The organism is Anoxybacillus sp. UARK-01, from assembly GCF_002075365.1.
Taxonomy (GTDB): Bacteria; Bacillota; Bacilli; order Bacillales; family Anoxybacillaceae; genus Anoxybacteroides; species Anoxybacteroides rupiense.
On record NZ_NASY01000044.1, the window covers coordinates 22405 to 42602 of the forward strand.

Here is a 20198-nt window from a genome sequence, read left to right on the forward strand (position 1 = left end):
TCCGGCTTGTTTATAGGTAGGTTAAACAATCAGATTTAATAATGCGAGCAATCCTAATGCTACCACCGAAATGATGGTCTCAAGAGCTGTCCACGTCATCAGCGTCTCTTTGACGGTCATGCCAAAATACTCCTTAATCATCCAGAATCCCGAGTCATTGACATGTGACAAAATGAGGGAGCCAGCGCCTGTCGCCAGCACAAGAAGCTCCATATTCGTTCCTGGAATACTGGAAGCAATCGGCGCCACAATGCCGGCAGCAGTCATCATGGAAACTGTAGCCGATCCTGTGGCAATGCGAATAAGCGCCGCAATCCCCCAGCCTAGCAATAGCGGCGAAATATGCGAATGCTGAGCCGCTTCCGCAATTTGTGTGCCGATTCCCGAATCGAGCAGCACCTTGTTAAATGCTCCGCCAGCGCCAATGACAAGCAAAATATTGGCCACGGGACCAAGGCAGTCGTTCGCTAGCTTTAACACTTTATCACGCTTCCATCCGCGTGCATATCCAAGGCTAAAGAAAGAGTAAACGGTTGCAATCAATAAAGCAACGATCGGGTCGCCAAGAAAGCGGATCACCCTCGCGGCTTCTGTCTCCTGGTCGAAGGCAACATTGGCGATCGAGGCCATCAACATTAAAAGAACTGGCAGCAAAATCGTAAACAGGGTGTTTGCGAAGCTTGGAAGTTCCTTCGCTTCATGATGCAGCACCAACTGCTCAGCCATTTCATCCGGCACTTTCTTATGCAGACGCGCACCGATCCATTTTCCAAACAACGGCCCTGCAATAATGGCTGTTGGTAATCCAACAATGAATGAGTACAAAATGGTTAAGCCAACATCTGCTTGAAAGATGCCAACCGCAGCCATCGCAGCCGGGTGCGGCGGAACGAGCCCATGTACAACCGATAACCCCGCAACAAGCGGAACACCAACGGTAATAAGCGAGATGCCCGTTTCCATGGCAATCGTAAATACAAGCGGAACTAATAGCACAAATCCCACTTGGAAAAATACCGGAATCCCCACTAAAAAAGCGACAACCATCATGGCCCAATGCACTCTTTTTTGTCCAAAGCGCTGAATGAGCGTCTTGGCAATTCGTTCTGCCCCTCCTGACTCTGCCATCATTTTTCCGAGCATCGTTCCAAGCGCTAACACAATTGCCAAAAATCCAAGAGTGTTGCCAAGCCCTGCTTTAATCGAATCGATAATACCAGGCACTTCATCGGAAGGAGCAATGAGGGGCATCCCCATCGCTAGACCAACACCAACTGCGGTCAATATTAACGCAACAAACGGATGAAGCTTTGCAACAGTAATTAAAAGAAGCAAAATGACAATCGCCGCAATCACAATAACCATTCCCATCCCCTTATCCTCCTGTTCAACTAAATCGGTTTAGTTTTCATGAATCATAAAGAATGCACCTATTCGGCTTGAGTTTGATCATCCGATCGTTGTCAACATCTATCCTATTTTCGTGAATATTTTGCTTGAAATGCGCTAAGCGCGTCAAATTCATCTTTCAATCGCTGGTACAACCGCTCATATAAATCAAATAACTCTAAATAAACTGCTGTATTTTTCTCGTTCGGAACATGGGTCGCTTGAATATGAACCCACTGCTTAACCTCTTCCAATGACGAAAGGTCGCCAAGCGCATAAAGCGCCATAACCGCCGCTCCCAGCGCTGACGCTTCGTGCGTTTCCGGAACAAGCAGCTCTTTCCCCAGCATATCGGAGAGCATTTGCCGCCAAAATGCCGATTTTGCAAACCCGCCTGATACGCGTATCTCCGACAGCGAACCGGTCACATCGCGGATGGCTAGAACGACAGAAAGGATGCTCAGACACACGCCCTCCATCACCGCACGAATAAAATGCTCGCGCTTATGATGAAGACTAATTCCAAAGAAGGTTCCTCGCGCCTTCGCATTCCAATATGGCGCCCGTTCTCCCGAGAGAAACGGAAGAAATACTAACCCTTCTGAGCCTGCCGGGACGGTTTCGGCATACTGTGTCAAAAGATCATATGGATCCATTCCCAGCTTTTTAGCCACCTCTCGTTCCTGACCGCCAAACTCATCGCGCAGCCATCTTAACAAAATTCCTCCATTATTAGTTGGCCCGCCGACGATCCAATGATGATCGGTCAGCGCATAACAAAATGTCCGCCCTCTTAAATCTGTTTTTGGCACAGAGGAAATCGTACGTACAGCACCGCTTGTCCCGATCGTAATCGCCGCTTCTCCAGGAGAAACGGCCCCTACTCCAACGTTGGCAAGTACCCCGTCACTCGCCCCGATCACGGCAGGGATTCCTTGGTCTACTCCCATTTGTTCTGCCCATTCTTTTTTCATTCCTTGCAAAATATAAGTTACTGGAACAGGGCGGGATAAATGCTGTTTCGTCACTCCGAGCAAATGTAGAACACCGTCGTCCCAGTCCAATGTGTCAAGATGGAAAAGCCCGGTTGCGGAGGCGGTCGAATAATCTACAACGTATTGTTCATATAGCCGATAAATAACATATTCCTTAATCGATACAAATTTATGGGCCTGCCGAAATAATGGCGGCTGCTCTTCTTTCATCCAAAGCAATTTAGGCAAAGGAGACATCGGATGGACAGGCGTTCCTGTCCGTTGATAAATCTCTAATCCTTTCATTTCATCCAACAGCCTCTCCGACTGCGCAGCGCTTCGATTATCTGCCCAGATTAAACAGCGCGTCAAAGGAATCCCTTGTTCATCTAGGGCAATCAGCGAATGCATCGCCGCGCTAAATCCTAAAGCTTTAACTTGAGCAGGCCGAATACCCGCTTTTTTTATGGCAGCGTTTACACTTCGGACAACGGTAGAAAAAATGAGGTCAGGATCCTGCTCTGCCCAGCCAGGATGCGGCTGTATAATAGGATAATCAAATGAAGCGGATGAAACGACTTGGCTAAATTTGCCAAACACCACCGCTTTTGTACTTGTTGTGCCAATATCGACTCCGATGACGACATTTCTGCTGTTGTTCACGGTCACCCGCTCCTTTTTCTTGTCTGTTCTCTATAAGATGGATTGGTTTAAAAATATCTGTATGCATCCGTATAAGGAAAACAACCGTCAAAAACGGTTGAAGCTCCATCACGCAAATGTTCGCCTGTGAAGTTACATCCACATAGCAATGATAGAATGACAGATTTTTTCCACTGCTTCGTGGGATCACAAGTTAATAACCATATTAAGATCAAAATGCCTGATCAGCCCCACACATACTCGATTGCTTCCATTTGTCCTCAGGTTGTCATAGGTTTGAATGCCATGACACAGACTGGCGTTTTTTTAGCACGGGCTCCAATCGTAAAATTTGCGGCTCTTTTTCTTCATGGCTGCGCTCTATCTTTTGAAACAACCGTTCCGCTGCTTTCCTTCCCATTTCAAACGCTGGTTGGGCAATTGTCGTTAAAGTTGGGGTATAAATGGAAGCAAACGGTACATCGTCAATGCTAATAAGAGCGATGTCATACGGAATGCGGAGCTGATTTTCTTGAACAAAATGAAGTACCTCCATCAATGTTAAATCATTAATCGCAAACAACGCTTGTGGCGGACAGCCAGACCGAAAAAGCTTCGTCAGCCCTTCCTTGATGCAAGGGATCTCCAGATTCACGATGTACTCATCCATTACCTGTAGTCCTCTCGCCTTTACAGCTAGCTTAAAGCCTTCCACCCTCTCCGTTCTTGGAATGTTATACGATACAAGCGGAGGGGTTACGATTCCAATCCGTTCGTATCCTACATCAGCCAAATGATCCACCGCAAGTTTAGCTGCTTTATAGTTATTCAAGAGAACCGCATCCACAGGCAGATCTGGAACCGTGCGATCGACAAATACAAGCGGAAACGATTCATTGACCATCTTTTCATACCATTCATAGTTTCTTCCTGTCGGAAAAATAATTAATCCATCAACCTGCTTGGCTCTTAGCATTTCAATATACTTTTTTTCTTTCTCCGGATCATCATCGGTGTTGCATACAATGACATGAAAATCCCGTTCTTGACATACGTCTTCAATCGCCCGAAGCACCTGTGTTGTTAGCATATGTAAAATATTAAAAACAATGACACCGATCGTAGAAGTAGATTTTTGCTTTAGGCTCCGTGCGACAAAGTTCGGTTGATAGCCAAGTTCTTCAATCGCTTGCGCAATACGTTTTTTCGTCTCTTCACTCATATATTCATAACGCTTATTTAAATACTGGGAAACTGTACTTTTGGAAACATTCGCTGCTTTCGCCACGTCGGCCATTGTAATTTTTTGCAAGGATATCCCTACTTTCCTGATACTAAATCGATTTAGTAAACAAGCAAACAAACAAATTATTTTATAAACCGGTTTAGTTAAATTATATATCATTTGAAAGCGCTTTTACAACTACTTTTTCGCCAACTGAAGATACAGAGTATAGAAACTCATACAGACAGAGCGCATTAGACAAACCTTTGTCAGGCGAATACGTGATTTTGCTTTTTTTCAATCAATCGAATGATCCCCCTATTACCGAAAAAACGATTTTTTATAGAACACCATCCGGCGATGAACCGAAACAATCACACGTCTCCTAAGTCGAATACGATAAAAAACCATTTAAGTCTAATCTATTTTATTTGATGAACCTATCTCACTAAATGATTGGATAGATCAGGCTTTTGCCTCAAACAGAACATAGACTGGCCGTTTTTTAGATATATAATTGACTAAAGCAATATAATCAAATAAAATATTTGACAAAATCAAATAAATTAGGAGGCACTCGTATGATTTTTGAGGAACGAATCAATGCTGTCCGTCATTTTAATCGGTTTATCACAAGACAAATTGGTGCATTACAAGAAGGATTATTACATAGCCCCTATTCCCTTACAGAATCTAGAATATTATTTGAAATTGCTAATCATAGCCAAATCACCGCCTCAGATTTGACTAGGCAGTTAGGATTAGATCCAGGCTATTTAAGCCGGATTTTAACACGATTAGAAGAACAGGGAGTTATTTATAAAGAGCGATCAGAAACCGATGGAAGGCAACGAATTTTAAAGCTTACTTCAGAAGGAAAAGCGGTTTTTTCCTTGCTCAACCAACGTTCATATGATGAAGTATCTGAATTCCTAAGTGAATTATCAGATATTGAACAGCAACAGCTCATTCACGCTATGCAAACGATTGAAGGAATACTTACTAAAAATCGCAGGTTTAAATTCTCTGGACCGTACTTTTTACGACAACACGAGCCAGGCGATATGGGGTGGATCGTTCATAAGCACGGGGCACTCTACGCGAAGGAGTATGGATGGAATGAGCAGTTTGAAGCGCTGGTTGCTCAAATTGTTGCCGATTTTATTAACCATTATAATCCTGATAAAGAACGGTGCTGGATCGCCGAGATGAACGGCGACATTGTCGGTTCTGTAATGGTGGTACACGAAAGTGACGCCATTGCCAAATTGCGTTTGCTCTTAGTTGATCCGCAGGCGCGCGGATTGGGGCTTGGTACACATCTTGTTCAAGAATGCATTCGCTTTGCTAAACGAAAAGAGTACCAAAAGCTTGTCCTTTGGACCAACAGCGTTCTTATAGCTGCAAGACATATTTATCAAAAACTTGGATTTACGCTTGTAGCCGAAGAAAAGCATCACAGCTTTGGCCATGAGCTGATCGGGGAGACTTGGGAATTAGAGCTTTAACACATGGACGAAGAGATCTCCTACGTCTCAGCAACATAGCGATGAAAGAGGGATTTTTCATCAAGCAGACGTTCTATGTTGTTTCTCCTCCTGCTTCCGTTTTCTTTTTTATCATCTAAATCAGAAACAAAGCGTTCCCTGAAAGAAGATAGGGAACGCTTTGTTTAGCGGAAAAACGCATGAAAAGGATCTTCCTCTTCTTGTTTGGGTGCTTCTCGTAAGGCTAAGTGCGCGCCGGCTAGCTCTACAGCACATAAAACGATATAAAACAAAAATCCTAGCAACATGATTTCCTCCTTTATGCTATGGTTAAAATGACAATAATTTATGAAATGCGTTTCAATGCAATAGTTTTTTTGAGGGAAGGGAAGACAATGGCAAACATTCGAGAAATCGCTAAACTAGCAGGAGTTTCTGTCGCTACGGTATCGCGTGTATTAAATCATTATCCTTATGTAAAGGAAGAAAAACGGCAAGCGGTCTGGAAAGCGGTCGAGAAGTTAAACTATACAAAAAATATCAATGCTGTTCATTTAGCCAAAGGAAAAACATCGATTATCGGCGTGATTCTGCCGTATGTCAACCACCCATACTTCAGTTCAATTGTGGACGGTATTTCACAAGAGGCGCTCCGCCACGGTTATCATCTTCTTCTATTTCAGACGAATTATGACGTGCAAAAGGAACTGGAAGCACTTGAGATGCTGCGAGTGAAACAAGTCGATGGACTGATTATTTGTTCCCGCACAATTAGTTGGGAGATGCTTAAGCTGTATCAAGAAGACGGTCCGATCATCTTATGCGAAGATACCACGGGCTGCGAAATGTCGTCCGTGTCCATCGATCATTATGAGGCATTTATGTTGGGGATGAACTATTTGATTGCAAAGGGACATCGAAAAATTGGCTATTGTATCGGCCGGACGTCAGGCACAAATAGTGAACGGCGAGACGCTGCTTATCGGGATGCCTTACAAAATATCGATACAGTTCCAAGAGAAGAATGGATTTTTGATCGTTGTCTCGAAATCGCGGACGGGGCGCGCGTTGTCAAGGCACTTCTTTCGATGGAAGACAAGCCGACTGCGCTGCTTGTCGCAAGCGATCAAGTGGCAGCTGGAATCGTGTTATGGGGGCAAAAAAATGGTTTGCAGGTACCAGAAAACTTGGCGATTGTCAGTTTTGACAATCATCCGATCGCTGAAGCGCTCGGCATCACCACAGTGGACTTGCCGTTGTTATCGATGGGGCAAAAAGCGTTCCAACTCATACATGACTGTTTCATCGGCAAAACAACGACCAACCAAAATGAGCAATTGCCTGTCCGCCTTATCGAACGGTTCTCGGTGTAGAATAGCGTTCAGCAGCGCCTCCTTATAAACGTAACCATCTGGAATCCGCTTTGGGTGGTCTTGGGCTTGCTTATTCTCTCTTGATTCTTTTACGTTATGGTTCAACGAGCATAGCGGATTATGGATGATATGAAAGGGAGTATCACAATGAGCTCTTTGCTTCAACTTACACTTTCAGCTATGAACCTCCCCCACCTCCACTCTGTTTAGAGGAGGGAGACTTCTTGGGGGGATGGTGTTAAATGTATCGTAAAATGTTTCAATGCTGATCTCTTGGAGCAATCGCAAATCTTCAAGGTTGCATTTTTTGATTTGTACAGTCATTTTCCTATACAACTCCTTGATAGAGAAAAATTAATCAATTCTTTTGTTTCCCTTTTTGACAAATTCCCAGTCAACTTCTATACTTTTTCTCGCAAGTTACAGAAGATGAAGCCGCGTTTCAGCTTATTTTTCAGAAAATTCGGTTAATGGGACATGATTCTATAATCAAGACAAAAAGCATTCCATATAGAATGCTTTTTGTTATTCAAATATTGCGAAAAGCGTTATGAATTTTTCTGTCGCCTTGGAACAGCTTTTTAATAATGAGTTTATTGAATGGAAGCGTGAATATACTAATCATTTAATCCTTTTCCATTAAGGATGTGCTGTATATACTTTTCAATTCTTGATTCTCGAGTTTTGGATTGTTTGGCCCCAGAAAAATAAAGGATGTAAGCTCTTTGTCGCCCCGGGGTCAATGATCCAAAAGCTGTTTTTAAGGCTGGAATTTCATCGAATTTTTTTTGAAGCTCTTCAGGAATCGGTTCTGGATTCTTTTTAAAATCCACTTTCAAGCCTGCTTTTTCAATTTCAATCGCTTCGTTAATATATGCCTTCAATACAGGTTCAAGCTCAGCTATTTCTTGAATATTTGTAAAACGAATCCGTCGTGCAGCCTGCGTATTCTCCCCAGGTTTTTCTAGAATATGATGGTCATCTTTTAACAAGGCACCTTTGAAAAAACTAAGTGCACAGTATTCATTAAAAGCACTGATTGTCACAACATTGCTCTTTTGGAATGTGTAACAGGGAATCCCCCATTTCACTTCTTCTGTCAATCCGCACCCAAGAACAATTGTTCGTAATTCTTCTAATTCTTTCGGCCATTTGTTTACTTTACAATCTGGAGTACTCACTAGCGGACAGCGTCCACAGCCCTCAGTTAAATATTGATCAACTTTAGGATTCATTGGATTTTTTTTCATTAGATTCCCCTCATAAATTTACTTTTGAGACATTGAGTCAAAATAGAATGCACCATCGATCTCGGCCCTGCAGTATAGCAGTTTTCCATTGTTCCGGCTTATCCTGTTTTTTTGAATAAAAGAACGGCTAAGACTAAGTATATTCGAATCGTTTTTCTCCCGGTGTTCTCTTGAGACACTTAATAAAACAAATTTACGTTTTTCCTTACACTTCCTCTAACGCTTTCTTCAGTTCGTTGACCTTGTCTGTCCAACCATATTTTGCACCTTTAAATGCATAATCTTCTTGTTCGAATCCTGTTTGTTCAAGATGTAAATAGGTGATATCGCCTTCTTGTTTTAATGTCCATGTGACAACCGTATTGATCGGGCCGCCTACCCATGTGTAAGACAACTTATAAGGCTCCTCCACTACTAACACTTCGCAATTCACCACTAAGTTTATTTGTTCATTTCGAAACTGACATTTATGTCCTACGATAGGTTTAAAATCATTTTCCATAACCCATTTTGCAAGCATGTCCGAATTTGTTAAGGCGTGCCACACCTTTTCGATTGAACTTTCGAATTGAAACTCTAATGATAGATGTGCCATTATTTATTCCTCCTCTAATAACTGTCTTAAAATAGCCATTTTATCATTCCAAAATTTCTCATAATAAGATACCCAATCTTTAATTTCCTTTAATGGAGTTGCATTGATTCGATACCTTGTTTCTCTGCCAACTTTTCGATCGATCACTAAATCAGCTTCTTTTAGAATAGACAGGTGTTTAGAAACAGCTGTACGCCCCATTTGAAAATGAGCGGTTAATTCATAAAGCGGCAACTCTTCCTTATCTGCCAATAGGCGCAACAATTTGCGCCTTGTCGGATCAGCGATAGCTACAAAAACGTCGCGTTTCAGAGTTTTCTTTACCAATGGCCTCCTCCTTATCAATTAGACACCAATTAGTGTCATTATTATACGACACTAATTGGTGTCAAGTCAATGAGTTTTATATATTCTGTAAAAATTCGAGTGAGGAACGTGTTGCCAAACGCATAATGGCTGCTTAACAATTCGGCTTGAAAATTTCATTATGAATTAGCACGTTATTTCAGAACCAAAAAGAGGTGATCGTCGAAATTACGGAATAACCTCTGACCCTGAAATACTTAGATGTCACCCTTACGATTGGATCATCAAGTGAAAAAAAGAGCGCCCCTTCTTTTTACAGCACAGGCTTTTCTTCTAAATATAATTATGATGATTCACCTGCAATACAATTTGTATACAGCTAAAAGCTCCCCGGATTCAAACCTTAACAATTATGAATACTCGACATAGAAAACTCAACAATTCCCCCGTATAGATGCGGCAGTTCCGAGCATACTAACCGATAACAATATAAATGAATAAGGTGAATGGGATGCTAGAGAATTGGAAACATTGGATTAAGCAAGCGGCCAACGCTATTGAAGATTGGTTCGAACAAGAAGAGCGGTCGTTTGCGGATATTGCGCATTTTATACGCTGTCATCCTGACACGTCTGTCACGGAACAAACATGGCTCGGTCTGACGTACCGCTTTTATTCGCTTCATCTCAAGCACGTCTCGTTCTCGATGGAAGCGAGAAAAAAGGGGACAAACGAAGAACACATTTTATTTCTTTCCGTGTGCCGCCCCTTAAAGGCGCCGATCGTGTATCGTTCTTATGACGAACAAGGCGACCTGTACCGAGTCATCCACGTTCCGCCGCTCACGCAACAAGCCGCATCCCGGCCATAACGTGATGCGGCTTGTTTCAACCTTTAATGCCTTGCAGCCATTCTTGATAACATTCGGCACACAACGCTTTTTCTTGTTCTTCATCCGCTGTATAGAAGGATACATAATGAACTTGGTCAGCGCATTCGCTTTGGCAATAAAAACACGTTTCGTCCATCTCCAAATCCCCCTTTGCCCATTATTAGCGTGAGCACACGGGAATTTTTTTGCGTGTAAACTGCTCCCCATTCTCTTGGTGAAAGCGCCTTTTATTTTTGAAAAAATTACGCTAATATACATGTTCACCATGCACACAATAGGTTTCGGAAGGTGGTGAAAGAGATGAGAGCAACAGGTGTTCATGAAATTTTGGAGCTTCATGAGCTTCTTATGTTGAAAAACGTCTGTCTTGCAAAAAGTAAGGTGATGCAGACGATGGCCACAGATCCTGAGCTTCAATCATTAATTCGCCAAGATATTGAAACAACCCAACAACAAATCGTTGATTTACAATCTCTTCTATCCTAACGCCAAAAGAGGTGATGTAGATGATGCAACAACCAACTGGTGGCTCTCAGCCTTTAAATGATCAATTAATCGCCATCGATCTTCTTATTAGCATAAAGAATGGAATTAAAAGCTACGCAGTAGCCATTACAGAATCCGATACTCCCGAGGTGCGCAACATCCTTAAACAACATTTAAATGATGCCATTCAATTTCACGAAAAAGTGAGTCAATATACGATTAATAAAGGCTATTACCATCCAATAAATGTTCAAGAACAGTTGCGTGTTGACATGCAAGTGACCCAGCAAATCACACAAGCGAATCAACTGCAATAAACTCATCAGGATTCAGTTAAACGCTGAATCCTGATGAGTTTAGTTGTTCTATCTTGTCATCCCCATGCCCTTCTGTTCATAAAATCCCCAGATAAATCCATTCGGCGCCAACGGAAGAATGGAAAAATACTGCTTTAATGAACCTCCCCCACCTAAACTCGATTAAAAGGTGAGAGACTTCTTGATAGATGATGTTAAAATTCCATTCATTCATCTTCATTGATGGATGCCTGTTTTTTATGGATCTATTTTCATGCCTGCTAAAAACCATCATCCCAACCACTCAAACGAACTTCTCAAATCTCCTTGCCCCGGAAAGAATCGAAAAAATAATACGATCCTCTTCTCCCTTATCATCTGTCACAGACTATCCGCTGCTTCTTTACTGAATATATTTACCATAATCAGGGACCGCTATATGATCGAAATCTCTGACTAACTGGATCAATCCTGCACGGAGCTGCTCTCCAGTTACTGGTTTTCCGTGTCCCGTAACAGCTACTTCTGGATGCAGAGTTGCCAATTTACGAACAGACTCTTTTGCCTTCTCCCAATCATTTGTAAAATAACGCGGCGGTCCACTAAACTCTAGCTTCTGCGTCAGCACTTTAAACAGTTGATCCTGACGAACAGTAACAAATGCATCTCCAGCAATGAGCGCGCGGTCTTTTTCACGAAACAATGATATATGTCCAGGGGTATGACCAGGGGTATGAATCCAGCGAAATTCAGGCAGATGAGGAACCATTCCTCCACTTGGAAGTGGTTGAACACTGCTTCCTAAATCGATAGGTTCATTCGGAAAAAGGGCGGATACCTTTGCGATCATCCCTCCCTCTACTGACGGATCAGGCGCAGGATAGCTTTTTTTCCCTGTTAAATAAGGCAGTTCAGCTGGATGAGCATAAACCGGGATGCGCCAATATCGGATCAGTTCAATCACAGCTCCGACGTGATCAAAATGTCCATGAGTCAAAATGATCGCCTTAGGGCGGCTATTCGAACCAAAACGCTTTTCGGCTGCAGCGATAATCTCATCAGCTGAACGAGGCATTCCCGCATCTACAAGTATAAAATCAGCGGCATTGGGAAGACCGATCAAGCAAATATTCACAATCTGAACGGTATAGCAATATAAATCTGGCAATATTTCCGTTCCTGTTCCATGAGCAACCGATATAGCCGGAATAAAGGTATAGTCGCTTCCGTAGTGATTTTCTTCTATCTTCATATCCATTCCCTCCTTCAATGATACTATCCCACTTTTTTTGCCGCCTATTCTGATATAAGAAAATATTCCTAAAACACCGATTATCCTTTATAATGTGCAGAAGGGGGATATTCATATTAGGAGGGATGTATATGATGAAAGTCTCATTCCATAAGCTACTCCAAAACGAAGACGGAGCAATCCAGCTGTTTCGCAAAAAAGAGAAAAAGGACGCGAACACGGCTCCCATGCAAACATCTTCGCTTGACTTGCCCGATTCGGCCGTTGCCTATTATCGACAGCTTTCCGCATCCAATTATCATCAACAAGTCGTTCTTATTGGATTGACAGCGGAGGATTTTCAGCGTCTCGCCTCCCTGCGCCCGATTTTTGCCAAACATGTTCACGCCATTGTTGATGCTTTTTATGAGCGCCTTGGCCAAATAGCAGATTTGGTCCATATTATTGAAAGCCACTCGACGATTGAGCGCCTCAAGAAAACACTGCAATCGTATTTAATGGACATGGTATCTGGTGAAATAGGTGAACAGTATATTATTAGAAGAAAAGTAATCGGCAATGTTCATCATCGTATCGGCTTGTTTCCAGAGTGGTATTTAGGCGCTTATTCTCTTATCCAAAATGAGGTGCTGAAAATATTGATGGAAGAGCTTCCGCCGAATGAAGCCGTTCTGGCCTATTCTTCTTTTTCCAAGCTTTGTTCGTTCGACATGCAAATTGCCATTGCGACGTATATTGAATCCTATACGTCATCCATGATGAAGCTAAACGAAATCGAAGAGCTGCAGCACCGTCTCACGGAATCAGCTGCGATTCTTGCTTCTAGCGCTGAGGAAACGAGCGCCTCCATCACAGAAAACGAAAAAAACGTACAGGATATTCTAAACGAAATCTATACGATTCAGCAGCAATCAGCCGAAATCGCGGAGCGGGTCGAAAACGGAAAGCACGATGTCATGGACACATTAACAAAGCTTGATACGATCGCCGAGTTAATTCATGGAACGAAAGCATTAACAGCGGAGCTGACTAACAGTTCTTCTCAAATTGGCGAAATTGTGAACACGATTCGCAACATTTCTAATCAGACGAACATTCTCTCTCTCAACGCCAATATCGAGGCCGCCCGTGCTGGTGAACATGGAAAAGGATTTGCCGTTGTAGCAAATGAAGTGCGAAAGCTCGCTTATCAAACGGCTCAATCACTCGATTACATTCAAAATCATATTGATATCGTGCAACAAACGATTCAGCAATTTGAATCCTCGTTTCAACGCATTGTCGATGAAACAGGAGCTTTTCGCGCAGTAAACGAGAGCGTGATTCATATTTTTGATCAATCCATTTCCGATGTTAGGTCGAACAGTGATAAAATTAGTGCATTCACAGAGTTTATGAAAGACTTCCAGCACACATTTAATGAAATCTCGAAGGCTGCTTATCAAATTGCCGAAATGGCAGAACAGCTGAACTATCTGAATCATGAACTCACAGATAAATTCAAAAAGTAGCTCCTTACAACTTTAGGGAGGAAATACGATGAACCAACCTCAATTTAAATATGAACAGCGCACATTTAAACATTTATTTGAAATGTCAGAAACGCTTCTGCACGAAGCTAACGAACAACTGATCCGCATTGACATTGGACAATTGCCAAACGACGTAGACGCACGAAATTATGTTAAATTTCGTCTGATGCATTTGCAGCGCTCGTTTGGCGAAAGCGTTCCGATCGAGTTTCGCTCCACCTATAATTCCTTATGGAGCCAATTGTATCGTCTCGAGCATCAAGCCGACTATCGTCATCCGTATATCCAACAACTTCTTACTCACATCATGAGCGATGATCAAGATCACAGGAAAAATTACCGAAAATAACTATAGCAAAAATATGGCGGCAATGCTCGAACGATTAAATCAATACATTGTACTGACAGAGATGGAACAATACGCGCTGCAGCTTGTCTTGTGGGAGCTCATTTCCAACGTCATTCGCCATTCTACAGTAAAAAAAGCGGATGTTCTTATTCATTTATCGACAGAGGACATCACGATTGAGCTCATCGATCACGGAAATGGTTTTGACTGGCGCAGTCAAATCACAAAAGCTCCTCCTTCCCTGCTTGCGCCACATGAAGGATGCGGATTATTTCTCATTCAACAGCTTGCAACACACGTAACCTTTGACGATGCTGGCAAAAAAGCGCGTGTCATCATTCAGCGCGCAAAAATTGAGGAGGAATTTCGATGATTCAAATAACAACCAACAACGATGTGACGATTGCCGTATTTCAGCAAGATATTAACTTTGAAACAACGCGCATCATGGAAGAAATACTGCGTCATCATACATACAGCAACATTTCGCGGTTGCAAATCGACCTTTCTGCCGTCCGATTCATTGATAGCTCTGGAGTGCGCCTATTTATTAGCTGGCTATATCCTCTAAAAGACCGTATACACATTGAAATTATGGGAGCGTCTGCTCCGATTAAAAACATATTGTCCATTTGTCAAATTGATCAGTTTGTCGATGTCAAATAAAAAATAGCTCCTAAAAGTTTTTATGACGAATCATCAGCTTAAGCTGCCTTTCCTTGACACTCGAGAAAAAGCGGACGATAAGCGGCTTTTGTATAGTAAGAGATCACAACATATTAGACAATGATGCTACATCGCGTCAACATCGCTTTATGCTCCATTCTTATTTATGAATCACTGCCTTGGCCATCGGCAGCCAAAAGCTAGCCGATGGCGCCAGAAAAACGAAAAGCCAGCTGGCGGATCAACATGCTGTGATCCGAAACACTGGCTTGTTCTGTAAACCGGTTATATACTTTTCACAAAAACCGCTGGCCAAATAAACGTTTCCTCGATTAAGAGCGGCTGTTTTTATCCTATCCCGCCAGAACGACTCCCACCTTCAGGAATATGAAGGGCGTTGCCCGATAAACAATGGGGAGAGGAATGTCGATTGGCACTAGCCAAAGTAGAATGGAATTACTAGGACATATGGGCTTTTCTATACTTGTAAGTGGTTCTTAGAAAAACGAAAAGACAGGTCGTTTGTCATGTACAATCTTCAACGTGTCCTTGTCTCTGCACGCTCGAAGCAGCGAAAAACAAGCCCAGAACAAACTTACAAGATTCGTTGTCATTTCACCGTTGGAACGGCGGGGAGAGCCTGCTAAAAAACCGAAAGAGGCTTCTATGCTTGCAGGAATCTTCCATTTCGAAGCGAATGCGGGAGTAGCCTAAAAAATATGCATGCCCACAAATGTCATATCATCATCGCCAAAGCGCTGATGATTCATTTTACCTTCAAGTTGCTGCACAAATTCTTGAAACGATCGACATTTTGGCAAAATGCGCTCCACATAGCTCTCCCATTCCCCTCCGGTCGCTTCGATCATTCCATCTGTATAAATCGCCAAATAAACCGGCCCGCTGAACTGAAGCTTCTCTTTTTTATAAGAAAATTGGGGCACGATCCCGATCGGTATTCCCCCTTCTTTCAATCTCTTCATCTCTCTTCTTTCTAAAAGCAGCGCAGGCGGATGTCCGGCATTCACATACTCGAGCGTTTTCCGTTTCGTATTGACAACACCATAAAAGGCGGTCAAATAGGACCGATTCTCAAAAAGACGCAAGGTATGCCTGTTTAATTCGTAAACCACGCGCAGCGGATCAGTTACACGCATCATAAGCCCTGGCAGTAATGAACGAATCGACATCGCCACAAGCGCAGCGGCAACGCCATGCCCCATCACATCAATAACAATAAACGCATATTCATGAGGACTCACTTGATTCCAATAATATAAATCTCCTGACAGCTGAGAAGAAGGAATATATTTTCCGTATACACAAATTTCTTCATTATAGATCGAAGATGGGAGCATTCCTTCTTGGATACAACGGGCAAGCTGCAAATCCTTTTCCATTTTTCTTTTCAGCTCCAATAACTGCCGGTCTTTCTCGATATGGACGATCCTCATTCTTTTTGCCTCATCCGTCCTTTGTTTTTGACGATACGCCAAGCGAATGCGAGAGATTAGCTCCGTCGTTGTAAATGGTTTACGAATATAATCAAACGCTCCGGCCTCCAAAACGTATTCAATCTCGTCATCACATTCAATCATCGCCACAACTAGAATATCTTTTTGAAAAAAAATAGACGGCTTTTGCTCTGTTTGCTCCGCTAATATCGCCTGAACGTTGGCTAACACAGCATCAACCTGCTTTTCTTGCAACATATACGCGTGGGCCTTATCCATTTGATCAAACACCTGTATCGATATTCCCCTGATCTTCTTTAACATTTCTTCCATTTTCATGACGGCTGCTTGATTCTCTTCAATTACGACGATGTTCATCGTTTAACACCCTTTTTTCATCCCCTGTCTCTTTTATCCGGGCATCATTATTTTCGATAAGCCTTCCATATCAATTGAGTACAATCTAACAAATGCATGGCGGATCGTCAATATGACTTTCTCCTAATGAACCAAAGAGGCGGCCGCACGGTGTCAGTAATCGTGTTTGCCTTATTGAATAAATAGCTTCATCATCAACGGTAGCCCATAAGATGATGGCTTGCAATCGATTCCGTATTTTTGAATCTGCGTGGCTACATATGAATCGAATTTGTTATCATCATATTTCAGTCAAAAGGCACCCCGAAGGATGCCTTTAATCAAATGACTATCACATTGTCGTCTCGATTTTTCCAAACACTCCATAAATATACCCGCATAGCACGCAGTATACGATATGAAACCTTGTATCCCCATCTTTGCTTTTTCTGACACTGTTACCTGACACAATATTTTCGATCCCACTTGTACCACAATTAGGACATTGCAGATTGACCATTCCTATCCTCTCCTCTCCCTTTATAATCATTCGATAAAAAAAGACAAATTCCTACATGATTTGATCATTTGTTGTCGACAAAAAATAGCGAGACTTAGGATGAATGGTCTTTGCCATTAGAAAATGATACGACGCTTTTAACTCCCTTTGGCTCAGATGGTCCCCTCCATCAAAGGGCTTTTTATTGAATGAAGGATTATGAGAGGCCGCTTCTTCAGCAATTGGCAATCCCTGTCCGCAAAACCTCTTCACCGTATGGAAAGCAGAGAAATCGGTATCATTCCTCCTATTCCCGAAACATCAAGCGTCTTTTCTCTCGAACAAGAATGTTACTGCTTTCTTCTGGATTGCTCATCTGTCTGTTTCACTGCTTATTCTTCCTTCTTGAGTTCCGGGTTCTATTTTACGATATTCAATACTGGATGGATTCAGCCCATTTCCTAAAGATCCGTAAACATTCCCTTGGCGCGGTTCGACCAATTCGTTTTGCTGATAGTAAAGTCTTGGTGTCTTCCAGAGTGCCCATAATGCTTTGAGCATTGGCATTTCATGGTATCGATCTGGCCACATCCTTTTAATATGTTCTTTTACTAATGGATAGTACTTGGAACTCATGCTTGGAAACAGATGATGCTCTGTATGATAGGAAAAATTAAAATGGAGGAAATCCACCCATTTTGGAACGGTAACGGAAAGACTGTTAGCAAGCGGGTCGTTGACAGGAACTAAAGGATTGAGACGATGATTGGTTGAAATATAGCTCATCACAATAAAATTAGCGATCAACAGCGGTAATAAAAAGCTAAAAAACCAATTCGCGAATCCAACAATAAACAGCAAACCAATCCATGATATCCAAGGCAACATAAACTGCAAAAAGACGATAGCGCGATTTTTGGGCTGAAACTGTTTGCGAAAATAACCAAGCATCCTGATCGAATGAAACGTAAACATAATCGTTAACGAACTAAAGGCGAAAAACGCCCGTATCGTAAATGGAATTTTATAGATCCAGCGCAACAGACGGCTTTGTGCCAATTTGCTCATGCTCGGCCATGCATCAGGATCTTTTTCTTCATTTTGTGTATGGACATGGTGTGTGGCATTATGCCATTTTCTCCATAGCTTCGGACCGGTGCATAACGGCCAAAAGGCAACAGCTCCAAGAAAATCCCGTAGCCATGGTGTCCGCACAACCGTACCATGCAAAATTTCATGTCCTAAAAACCCAAGCGCCGCAAAACTAAAACCTAATACAACAGAAATCAAGGTATTCCATATCACATGAAGATCGAACAAAGAAATAACGAGGATACCACTAAGTACTGTCAATAGATACACCAATCCAAGGAAAAGACGGGATGGGGTAGGTTGAAATGCTTTTTTCGGCAAATACGGGGAGATTTGCGCCGCATACCAACCGAATGAATGAAACTTTTTCATATCATAACTCCTTTCAACTTTAACCTTTTGCCTGTAATCGAATGTAGCAAAAGGGGCCAACCTAACAAAAATTACAATTTTATAAAAAAAATCACATAACTGTTGATACGTTTGATTTATCTTAACATTCCCCTATTTGTCCTGTCAATGGATTTATGACCTAGTATTATTAACAGTTGCTAATCTTTCTATCAGCACGATCCCTAAAGCTGAATATACCAATCGATGGAATTGGGGATAATTTTCCAAATAAAAAAGCCATCCTTAAAGATGGCGCTCCCAATCAACGAAATTCTCTGTTCTCTTTATCAATGCTTTTCTGCTCACCTTCATTATTTTCAGGCGAGGAGGCTCCCGCTTTAATGAAGAACAGGCGGACATGGGGAAGAGTTGACATGATGGCGATGCAGCAATCCTCCCTTAAAAGAAATCAGCAAAAAACGTCGGTTTTGGCGAAATCATCGCCTCCAGCTGTTTGACTTCGGCTTCTGTTCCCTTCAGCTTGCCCATCTGATATAATGACCAAGGCCGCACATACCCCAGCAGCAAGGCAGCCGCCGTATTGATATCGAGCAAAAGCCCCCGCTTGGGCGGATGCAGACAAGTGGATTCTTCTTTTGTTGTCTTGCGAAATACCTTTACTCCCTTCTCATCCAGTTGGTAAATAGCTGAATTCCACGGCGCCACTTCATCATGCACATGCCAAAACAGCGGATTCTCTTGTTTCACAAAAGGATACGCTTGCAAAAAGCGTTCTAGATCAACGATTCGCGCCATAAAGTACGGATGAATTTCTTGGACGATTCTTGGCTCTTTCAACAAATAAGGAAGCGGATCGTCAACAGCGGTCACAATCGTCACCTGGTCTGCCATGGAATCATGCTGGCAAATAAAGTTCCATAGTCCTCTTTTTGCTTCTTCATGAAGAGCCACCATTTCTTTCACATGCATTTGCCGGTTTTGCATGTCATACAACAAATACCCTGCTGTTTGATGATCCTTATCTATGTACAATACCGCATGCTTCGCTTTGGCGAACACAAAATGCTCCCACCAAAAATGATCGCGCTTTAATCCGCCGTTATATGAACGAATATAGCCTTCATACACGCTGTTTAACAGATCCACATTCTGAAGGGAGGCCCTCTCCATTCGTCCTGCTGCTTCTGGTAATGGGACGAGCTGCTTATTCTCAATGATTAATTTCTTATAAGAAGCAAAAAGCTCCCAGCCAAATCTTCTGTAAAAATTCACTTGAAACGGATGGAGGAATGATATACTTTTCCCGCTCTCCCTCATTCGTTCCAACGATTTTGTTAACAGCTTGGCCACCTTTCGCTTCCGGCGATGCTCAGGCCATGTCGCTACGCCGGCTACCCCTCCCATTTCCCATTCTTGTTCGTGAATAAAAACCGTAAATGGCAGCAAATGCACTTTTGCAGCAAGTTGGCCATTCTCAAAATCTCCCAAAATCTCTTGTTTATCCGGTTGATCAAGGGCATAAATCCGCTTCATCACAGCAATTTGTTTCCGGTATTCAGTATTGTACTTGTCAGGTTTCGGCATCGGCATTTTCCGTATGTTCACAACTTCCTTGAATTTTGATTTGTCATCAAGATGTTGCAACAATTGCAAAAACTTTTTCCAATGCAGTTTGCCGTGTTGTTCAAAGAGATCAATCCCATAAGCATGCAAAAAAGACGCATAGAT

Annotated in this window: 22 protein-coding genes; 9 read left to right on the top strand and 13 right to left on the bottom strand. The window is 42.4% G+C overall.

Going from position 1 to position 20198, the window contains the following annotated elements:
• Window positions 1-21 precede the first annotated feature (21 nt).
• From B6A27_RS11230 to B6A27_RS11240, 3 genes are all read right to left on the bottom strand, one after another.
• Window positions 22-1371: a GntP family permease gene (locus tag B6A27_RS11230; RefSeq protein WP_080862172.1), complete on the bottom strand. Its 1350-nt coding sequence runs from the start codon at window positions 1369-1371 to the stop codon at window positions 22-24.
• 104 nt (window positions 1372-1475) lie between these two features.
• Window positions 1476-3026, bottom strand: coding sequence for a gluconokinase (locus B6A27_RS11235; protein WP_080862173.1), 1551 nt, complete (start codon window positions 3024-3026; stop codon window positions 1476-1478).
• Window positions 3027-3294: 268 nt separating this feature from the next.
• The gene (locus B6A27_RS11240) at window positions 3295-4317 is read right to left on the bottom strand and encodes a LacI family DNA-binding transcriptional regulator (RefSeq protein ID WP_080862174.1); all 1023 of its coding nucleotides are present in this window, start codon (window positions 4315-4317) and stop codon (window positions 3295-3297) included.
• Window positions 4318-4811: 494 nt separating this feature from the next.
• Between B6A27_RS11240 and B6A27_RS11245 the strand changes: the two genes are divergently transcribed.
• Window positions 4812-5738 (top strand): bifunctional helix-turn-helix transcriptional regulator/GNAT family N-acetyltransferase, encoded by a 927-nt coding sequence (locus B6A27_RS11245; RefSeq protein ID WP_044745457.1) that lies wholly within the window; start codon window positions 4812-4814, stop codon window positions 5736-5738.
• A gap of 164 nt (window positions 5739-5902) precedes the next feature.
• Here the strand turns inward: B6A27_RS11245 and B6A27_RS19245 are convergent, their stop codons facing one another.
• Window positions 5903-6025: a hypothetical protein gene (locus B6A27_RS19245; RefSeq protein WP_255357496.1), complete on the bottom strand. Its 123-nt coding sequence runs from the start codon at window positions 6023-6025 to the stop codon at window positions 5903-5905.
• An 87-nt stretch (window positions 6026-6112) separates the two neighbouring features.
• Between B6A27_RS19245 and B6A27_RS11250 the strand changes: the two genes are divergently transcribed.
• Window positions 6113-7090: a LacI family DNA-binding transcriptional regulator gene (locus tag B6A27_RS11250; protein WP_044745458.1), complete on the top strand. Its 978-nt coding sequence runs from the start codon at window positions 6113-6115 to the stop codon at window positions 7088-7090.
• 617 nt (window positions 7091-7707) lie between these two features.
• Here the strand turns inward: B6A27_RS11250 and B6A27_RS11255 are convergent.
• The 3 genes from B6A27_RS11255 to B6A27_RS11265 form a co-directional block, all read right to left on the bottom strand.
• Window positions 7708-8340: a YdeI/OmpD-associated family protein gene (locus tag B6A27_RS11255; protein WP_044745459.1), complete on the bottom strand. Its 633-nt coding sequence runs from the start codon at window positions 8338-8340 to the stop codon at window positions 7708-7710.
• A 205-nt stretch (window positions 8341-8545) separates the two neighbouring features.
• Entirely contained in the window at window positions 8546-8935 is a 390-nt protein-coding gene (locus B6A27_RS11260; RefSeq protein WP_044745460.1) for an SRPBCC family protein, read from the bottom strand.
• A gap of 3 nt (window positions 8936-8938) precedes the next feature.
• Complete coding sequence (locus B6A27_RS11265) at window positions 8939-9262, bottom strand: ArsR/SmtB family transcription factor (protein ID WP_044745461.1); 324 nt, start codon at window positions 9260-9262, stop codon at window positions 8939-8941.
• Between the two features lie 490 nt (window positions 9263-9752).
• Between B6A27_RS11265 and B6A27_RS11270 the strand changes: the two genes are divergently transcribed.
• Window positions 9753-10112, top strand: coding sequence for a hypothetical protein (locus B6A27_RS11270; protein WP_044745462.1), 360 nt, complete (start codon window positions 9753-9755; stop codon window positions 10110-10112).
• Window positions 10113-10128: 16 nt separating this feature from the next.
• Here the strand turns inward: B6A27_RS11270 and B6A27_RS18830 are convergent, their stop codons facing one another.
• Entirely contained in the window at window positions 10129-10269 is a 141-nt protein-coding gene (locus tag B6A27_RS18830) for a hypothetical protein (protein WP_172798639.1), read from the bottom strand.
• A 164-nt stretch (window positions 10270-10433) separates the two neighbouring features.
• Between B6A27_RS18830 and B6A27_RS11275 the strand changes: the two genes are divergently transcribed.
• Entirely contained in the window at window positions 10434-10619 is a 186-nt protein-coding gene (locus B6A27_RS11275; RefSeq protein ID WP_044745463.1) for a spore coat protein, read from the top strand.
• A gap of 23 nt (window positions 10620-10642) precedes the next feature.
• Window positions 10643-10936 carry a spore coat protein gene (locus tag B6A27_RS11280; RefSeq protein WP_044745491.1) on the top strand — a complete coding sequence of 98 codons (294 nt, stop codon included), beginning with the start codon at window positions 10643-10645 and terminating at the stop codon, window positions 10934-10936.
• A 382-nt stretch (window positions 10937-11318) separates the two neighbouring features.
• Here the strand turns inward: B6A27_RS11280 and B6A27_RS11290 are convergent, their stop codons facing one another.
• Complete coding sequence (locus B6A27_RS11290; RefSeq protein WP_080862176.1) at window positions 11319-12167, bottom strand: MBL fold metallo-hydrolase; 849 nt, start codon at window positions 12165-12167, stop codon at window positions 11319-11321.
• Window positions 12168-12298: 131 nt separating this feature from the next.
• Between B6A27_RS11290 and B6A27_RS19305 the strand changes: the two genes are divergently transcribed.
• Genes B6A27_RS19305 through B6A27_RS11310 form a run of 4 tightly spaced genes read left to right on the top strand, consistent with a single transcriptional unit; the run spans window position 12299 to window position 14714 of the window.
• Complete coding sequence (locus tag B6A27_RS19305; protein ID WP_080862177.1) at window positions 12299-13678, top strand: globin-coupled sensor protein; 1380 nt, start codon at window positions 12299-12301, stop codon at window positions 13676-13678.
• A gap of 28 nt (window positions 13679-13706) precedes the next feature.
• A complete protein-coding gene (locus B6A27_RS11300) occupies window positions 13707-14048 on the top strand; it encodes a hypothetical protein (protein WP_044745467.1) in 342 nt (113 codons plus the stop codon).
• Window positions 14014-14421 (top strand): ATP-binding protein, encoded by a 408-nt coding sequence (locus B6A27_RS11305; RefSeq protein WP_080862178.1) that lies wholly within the window; start codon window positions 14014-14016, stop codon window positions 14419-14421. Before B6A27_RS11300 ends, B6A27_RS11305 begins: the two co-directional genes overlap by 35 nt.
• Window positions 14418-14714: an STAS domain-containing protein gene (locus tag B6A27_RS11310; RefSeq protein ID WP_080862179.1), complete on the top strand. Its 297-nt coding sequence runs from the start codon at window positions 14418-14420 to the stop codon at window positions 14712-14714. The genes B6A27_RS11305 and B6A27_RS11310 overlap by 4 nt, the downstream gene beginning before the upstream one ends.
• 710 nt (window positions 14715-15424) lie before the next feature.
• Here B6A27_RS11310 and B6A27_RS11315 read toward each other — a convergent pair.
• The 4 genes from B6A27_RS11315 to B6A27_RS11330 form a co-directional block, all read right to left on the bottom strand.
• The gene (locus B6A27_RS11315) at window positions 15425-16546 is read right to left on the bottom strand and encodes a PP2C family protein-serine/threonine phosphatase (RefSeq protein ID WP_080862180.1); all 1122 of its coding nucleotides are present in this window, start codon (window positions 16544-16546) and stop codon (window positions 15425-15427) included.
• 331 nt (window positions 16547-16877) lie between these two features.
• On the bottom strand, window positions 16878-17045 hold the full coding sequence (locus B6A27_RS18485; RefSeq protein ID WP_139788119.1) for a transcriptional regulator: 168 nt from the start codon (window positions 17043-17045) through the stop codon (window positions 16878-16880).
• A 351-nt stretch (window positions 17046-17396) separates the two neighbouring features.
• Window positions 17397-18488: a Delta(10) desaturase DesB gene (gene desB / locus B6A27_RS11325; RefSeq protein WP_066147497.1), complete on the bottom strand. Its 1092-nt coding sequence runs from the start codon at window positions 18486-18488 to the stop codon at window positions 17397-17399.
• Between the two features lie 420 nt (window positions 18489-18908).
• On the bottom strand, window positions 18909-20198 hold a 1290-nt coding region (locus tag B6A27_RS11330), incomplete at its 5' end, for a Gp15 family bacteriophage protein (protein ID WP_139788120.1).

Excerpts from the sequence above, each read along its gene's own strand:
- B6A27_RS18830 (WP_172798639.1), bottom strand. The coding sequence starts at position 10,269 with ATGGACGAAACGTGTTTTTATTGCCAAAGCGAATGCGCTGACCAAGTT.
- B6A27_RS11300 (WP_044745467.1), top strand. The coding sequence starts at position 13,707 with ATGAACCAACCTCAATTTAAATATGAACAGCGCACATTTAAACATTTA.
- B6A27_RS11260 (WP_044745460.1), bottom strand. The coding sequence starts at position 8,935 with ATGGCACATCTATCATTAGAGTTTCAATTCGAAAGTTCAATCGAAAAG.
- B6A27_RS11280 (WP_044745491.1), top strand. The coding sequence starts at position 10,643 with ATGCAACAACCAACTGGTGGCTCTCAGCCTTTAAATGATCAATTAATC.
- B6A27_RS11245 (WP_044745457.1), top strand. The coding sequence starts at position 4,812 with ATGATTTTTGAGGAACGAATCAATGCTGTCCGTCATTTTAATCGGTTT.
- B6A27_RS11290 (WP_080862176.1), bottom strand. The coding sequence starts at position 12,167 with ATGAAGATAGAAGAAAATCACTACGGAAGCGACTATACCTTTATTCCG.
- B6A27_RS11255 (WP_044745459.1), bottom strand. The coding sequence starts at position 8,340 with ATGAAAAAAAATCCAATGAATCCTAAAGTTGATCAATATTTAACTGAG.
- B6A27_RS19245 (WP_255357496.1), bottom strand. The coding sequence starts at position 6,025 with ATGTTGCTAGGATTTTTGTTTTATATCGTTTTATGTGCTGTAGAGCTA.
- B6A27_RS18485 (WP_139788119.1), bottom strand. The coding sequence starts at position 17,045 with ATGGTCAATCTGCAATGTCCTAATTGTGGTACAAGTGGGATCGAAAAT.
- B6A27_RS11250 (WP_044745458.1), top strand. The coding sequence starts at position 6,113 with ATGGCAAACATTCGAGAAATCGCTAAACTAGCAGGAGTTTCTGTCGCT.
- B6A27_RS19305 (WP_080862177.1), top strand. The coding sequence starts at position 12,299 with ATGATGAAAGTCTCATTCCATAAGCTACTCCAAAACGAAGACGGAGCA.
- B6A27_RS11270 (WP_044745462.1), top strand. The coding sequence starts at position 9,753 with ATGCTAGAGAATTGGAAACATTGGATTAAGCAAGCGGCCAACGCTATT.
- B6A27_RS11305 (WP_080862178.1), top strand. The coding sequence starts at position 14,014 with ATGATCAAGATCACAGGAAAAATTACCGAAAATAACTATAGCAAAAAT.
- B6A27_RS11230 (WP_080862172.1), bottom strand. The coding sequence starts at position 1,371 with ATGGGAATGGTTATTGTGATTGCGGCGATTGTCATTTTGCTTCTTTTA.
- B6A27_RS11275 (WP_044745463.1), top strand. The coding sequence starts at position 10,434 with ATGAGAGCAACAGGTGTTCATGAAATTTTGGAGCTTCATGAGCTTCTT.
- desB (WP_066147497.1), bottom strand. The coding sequence starts at position 18,488 with ATGAAAAAGTTTCATTCATTCGGTTGGTATGCGGCGCAAATCTCCCCG.
- B6A27_RS11310 (WP_080862179.1), top strand. The coding sequence starts at position 14,418 with ATGATTCAAATAACAACCAACAACGATGTGACGATTGCCGTATTTCAG.
- B6A27_RS11315 (WP_080862180.1), bottom strand. The coding sequence starts at position 16,546 with ATGAACATCGTCGTAATTGAAGAGAATCAAGCAGCCGTCATGAAAATG.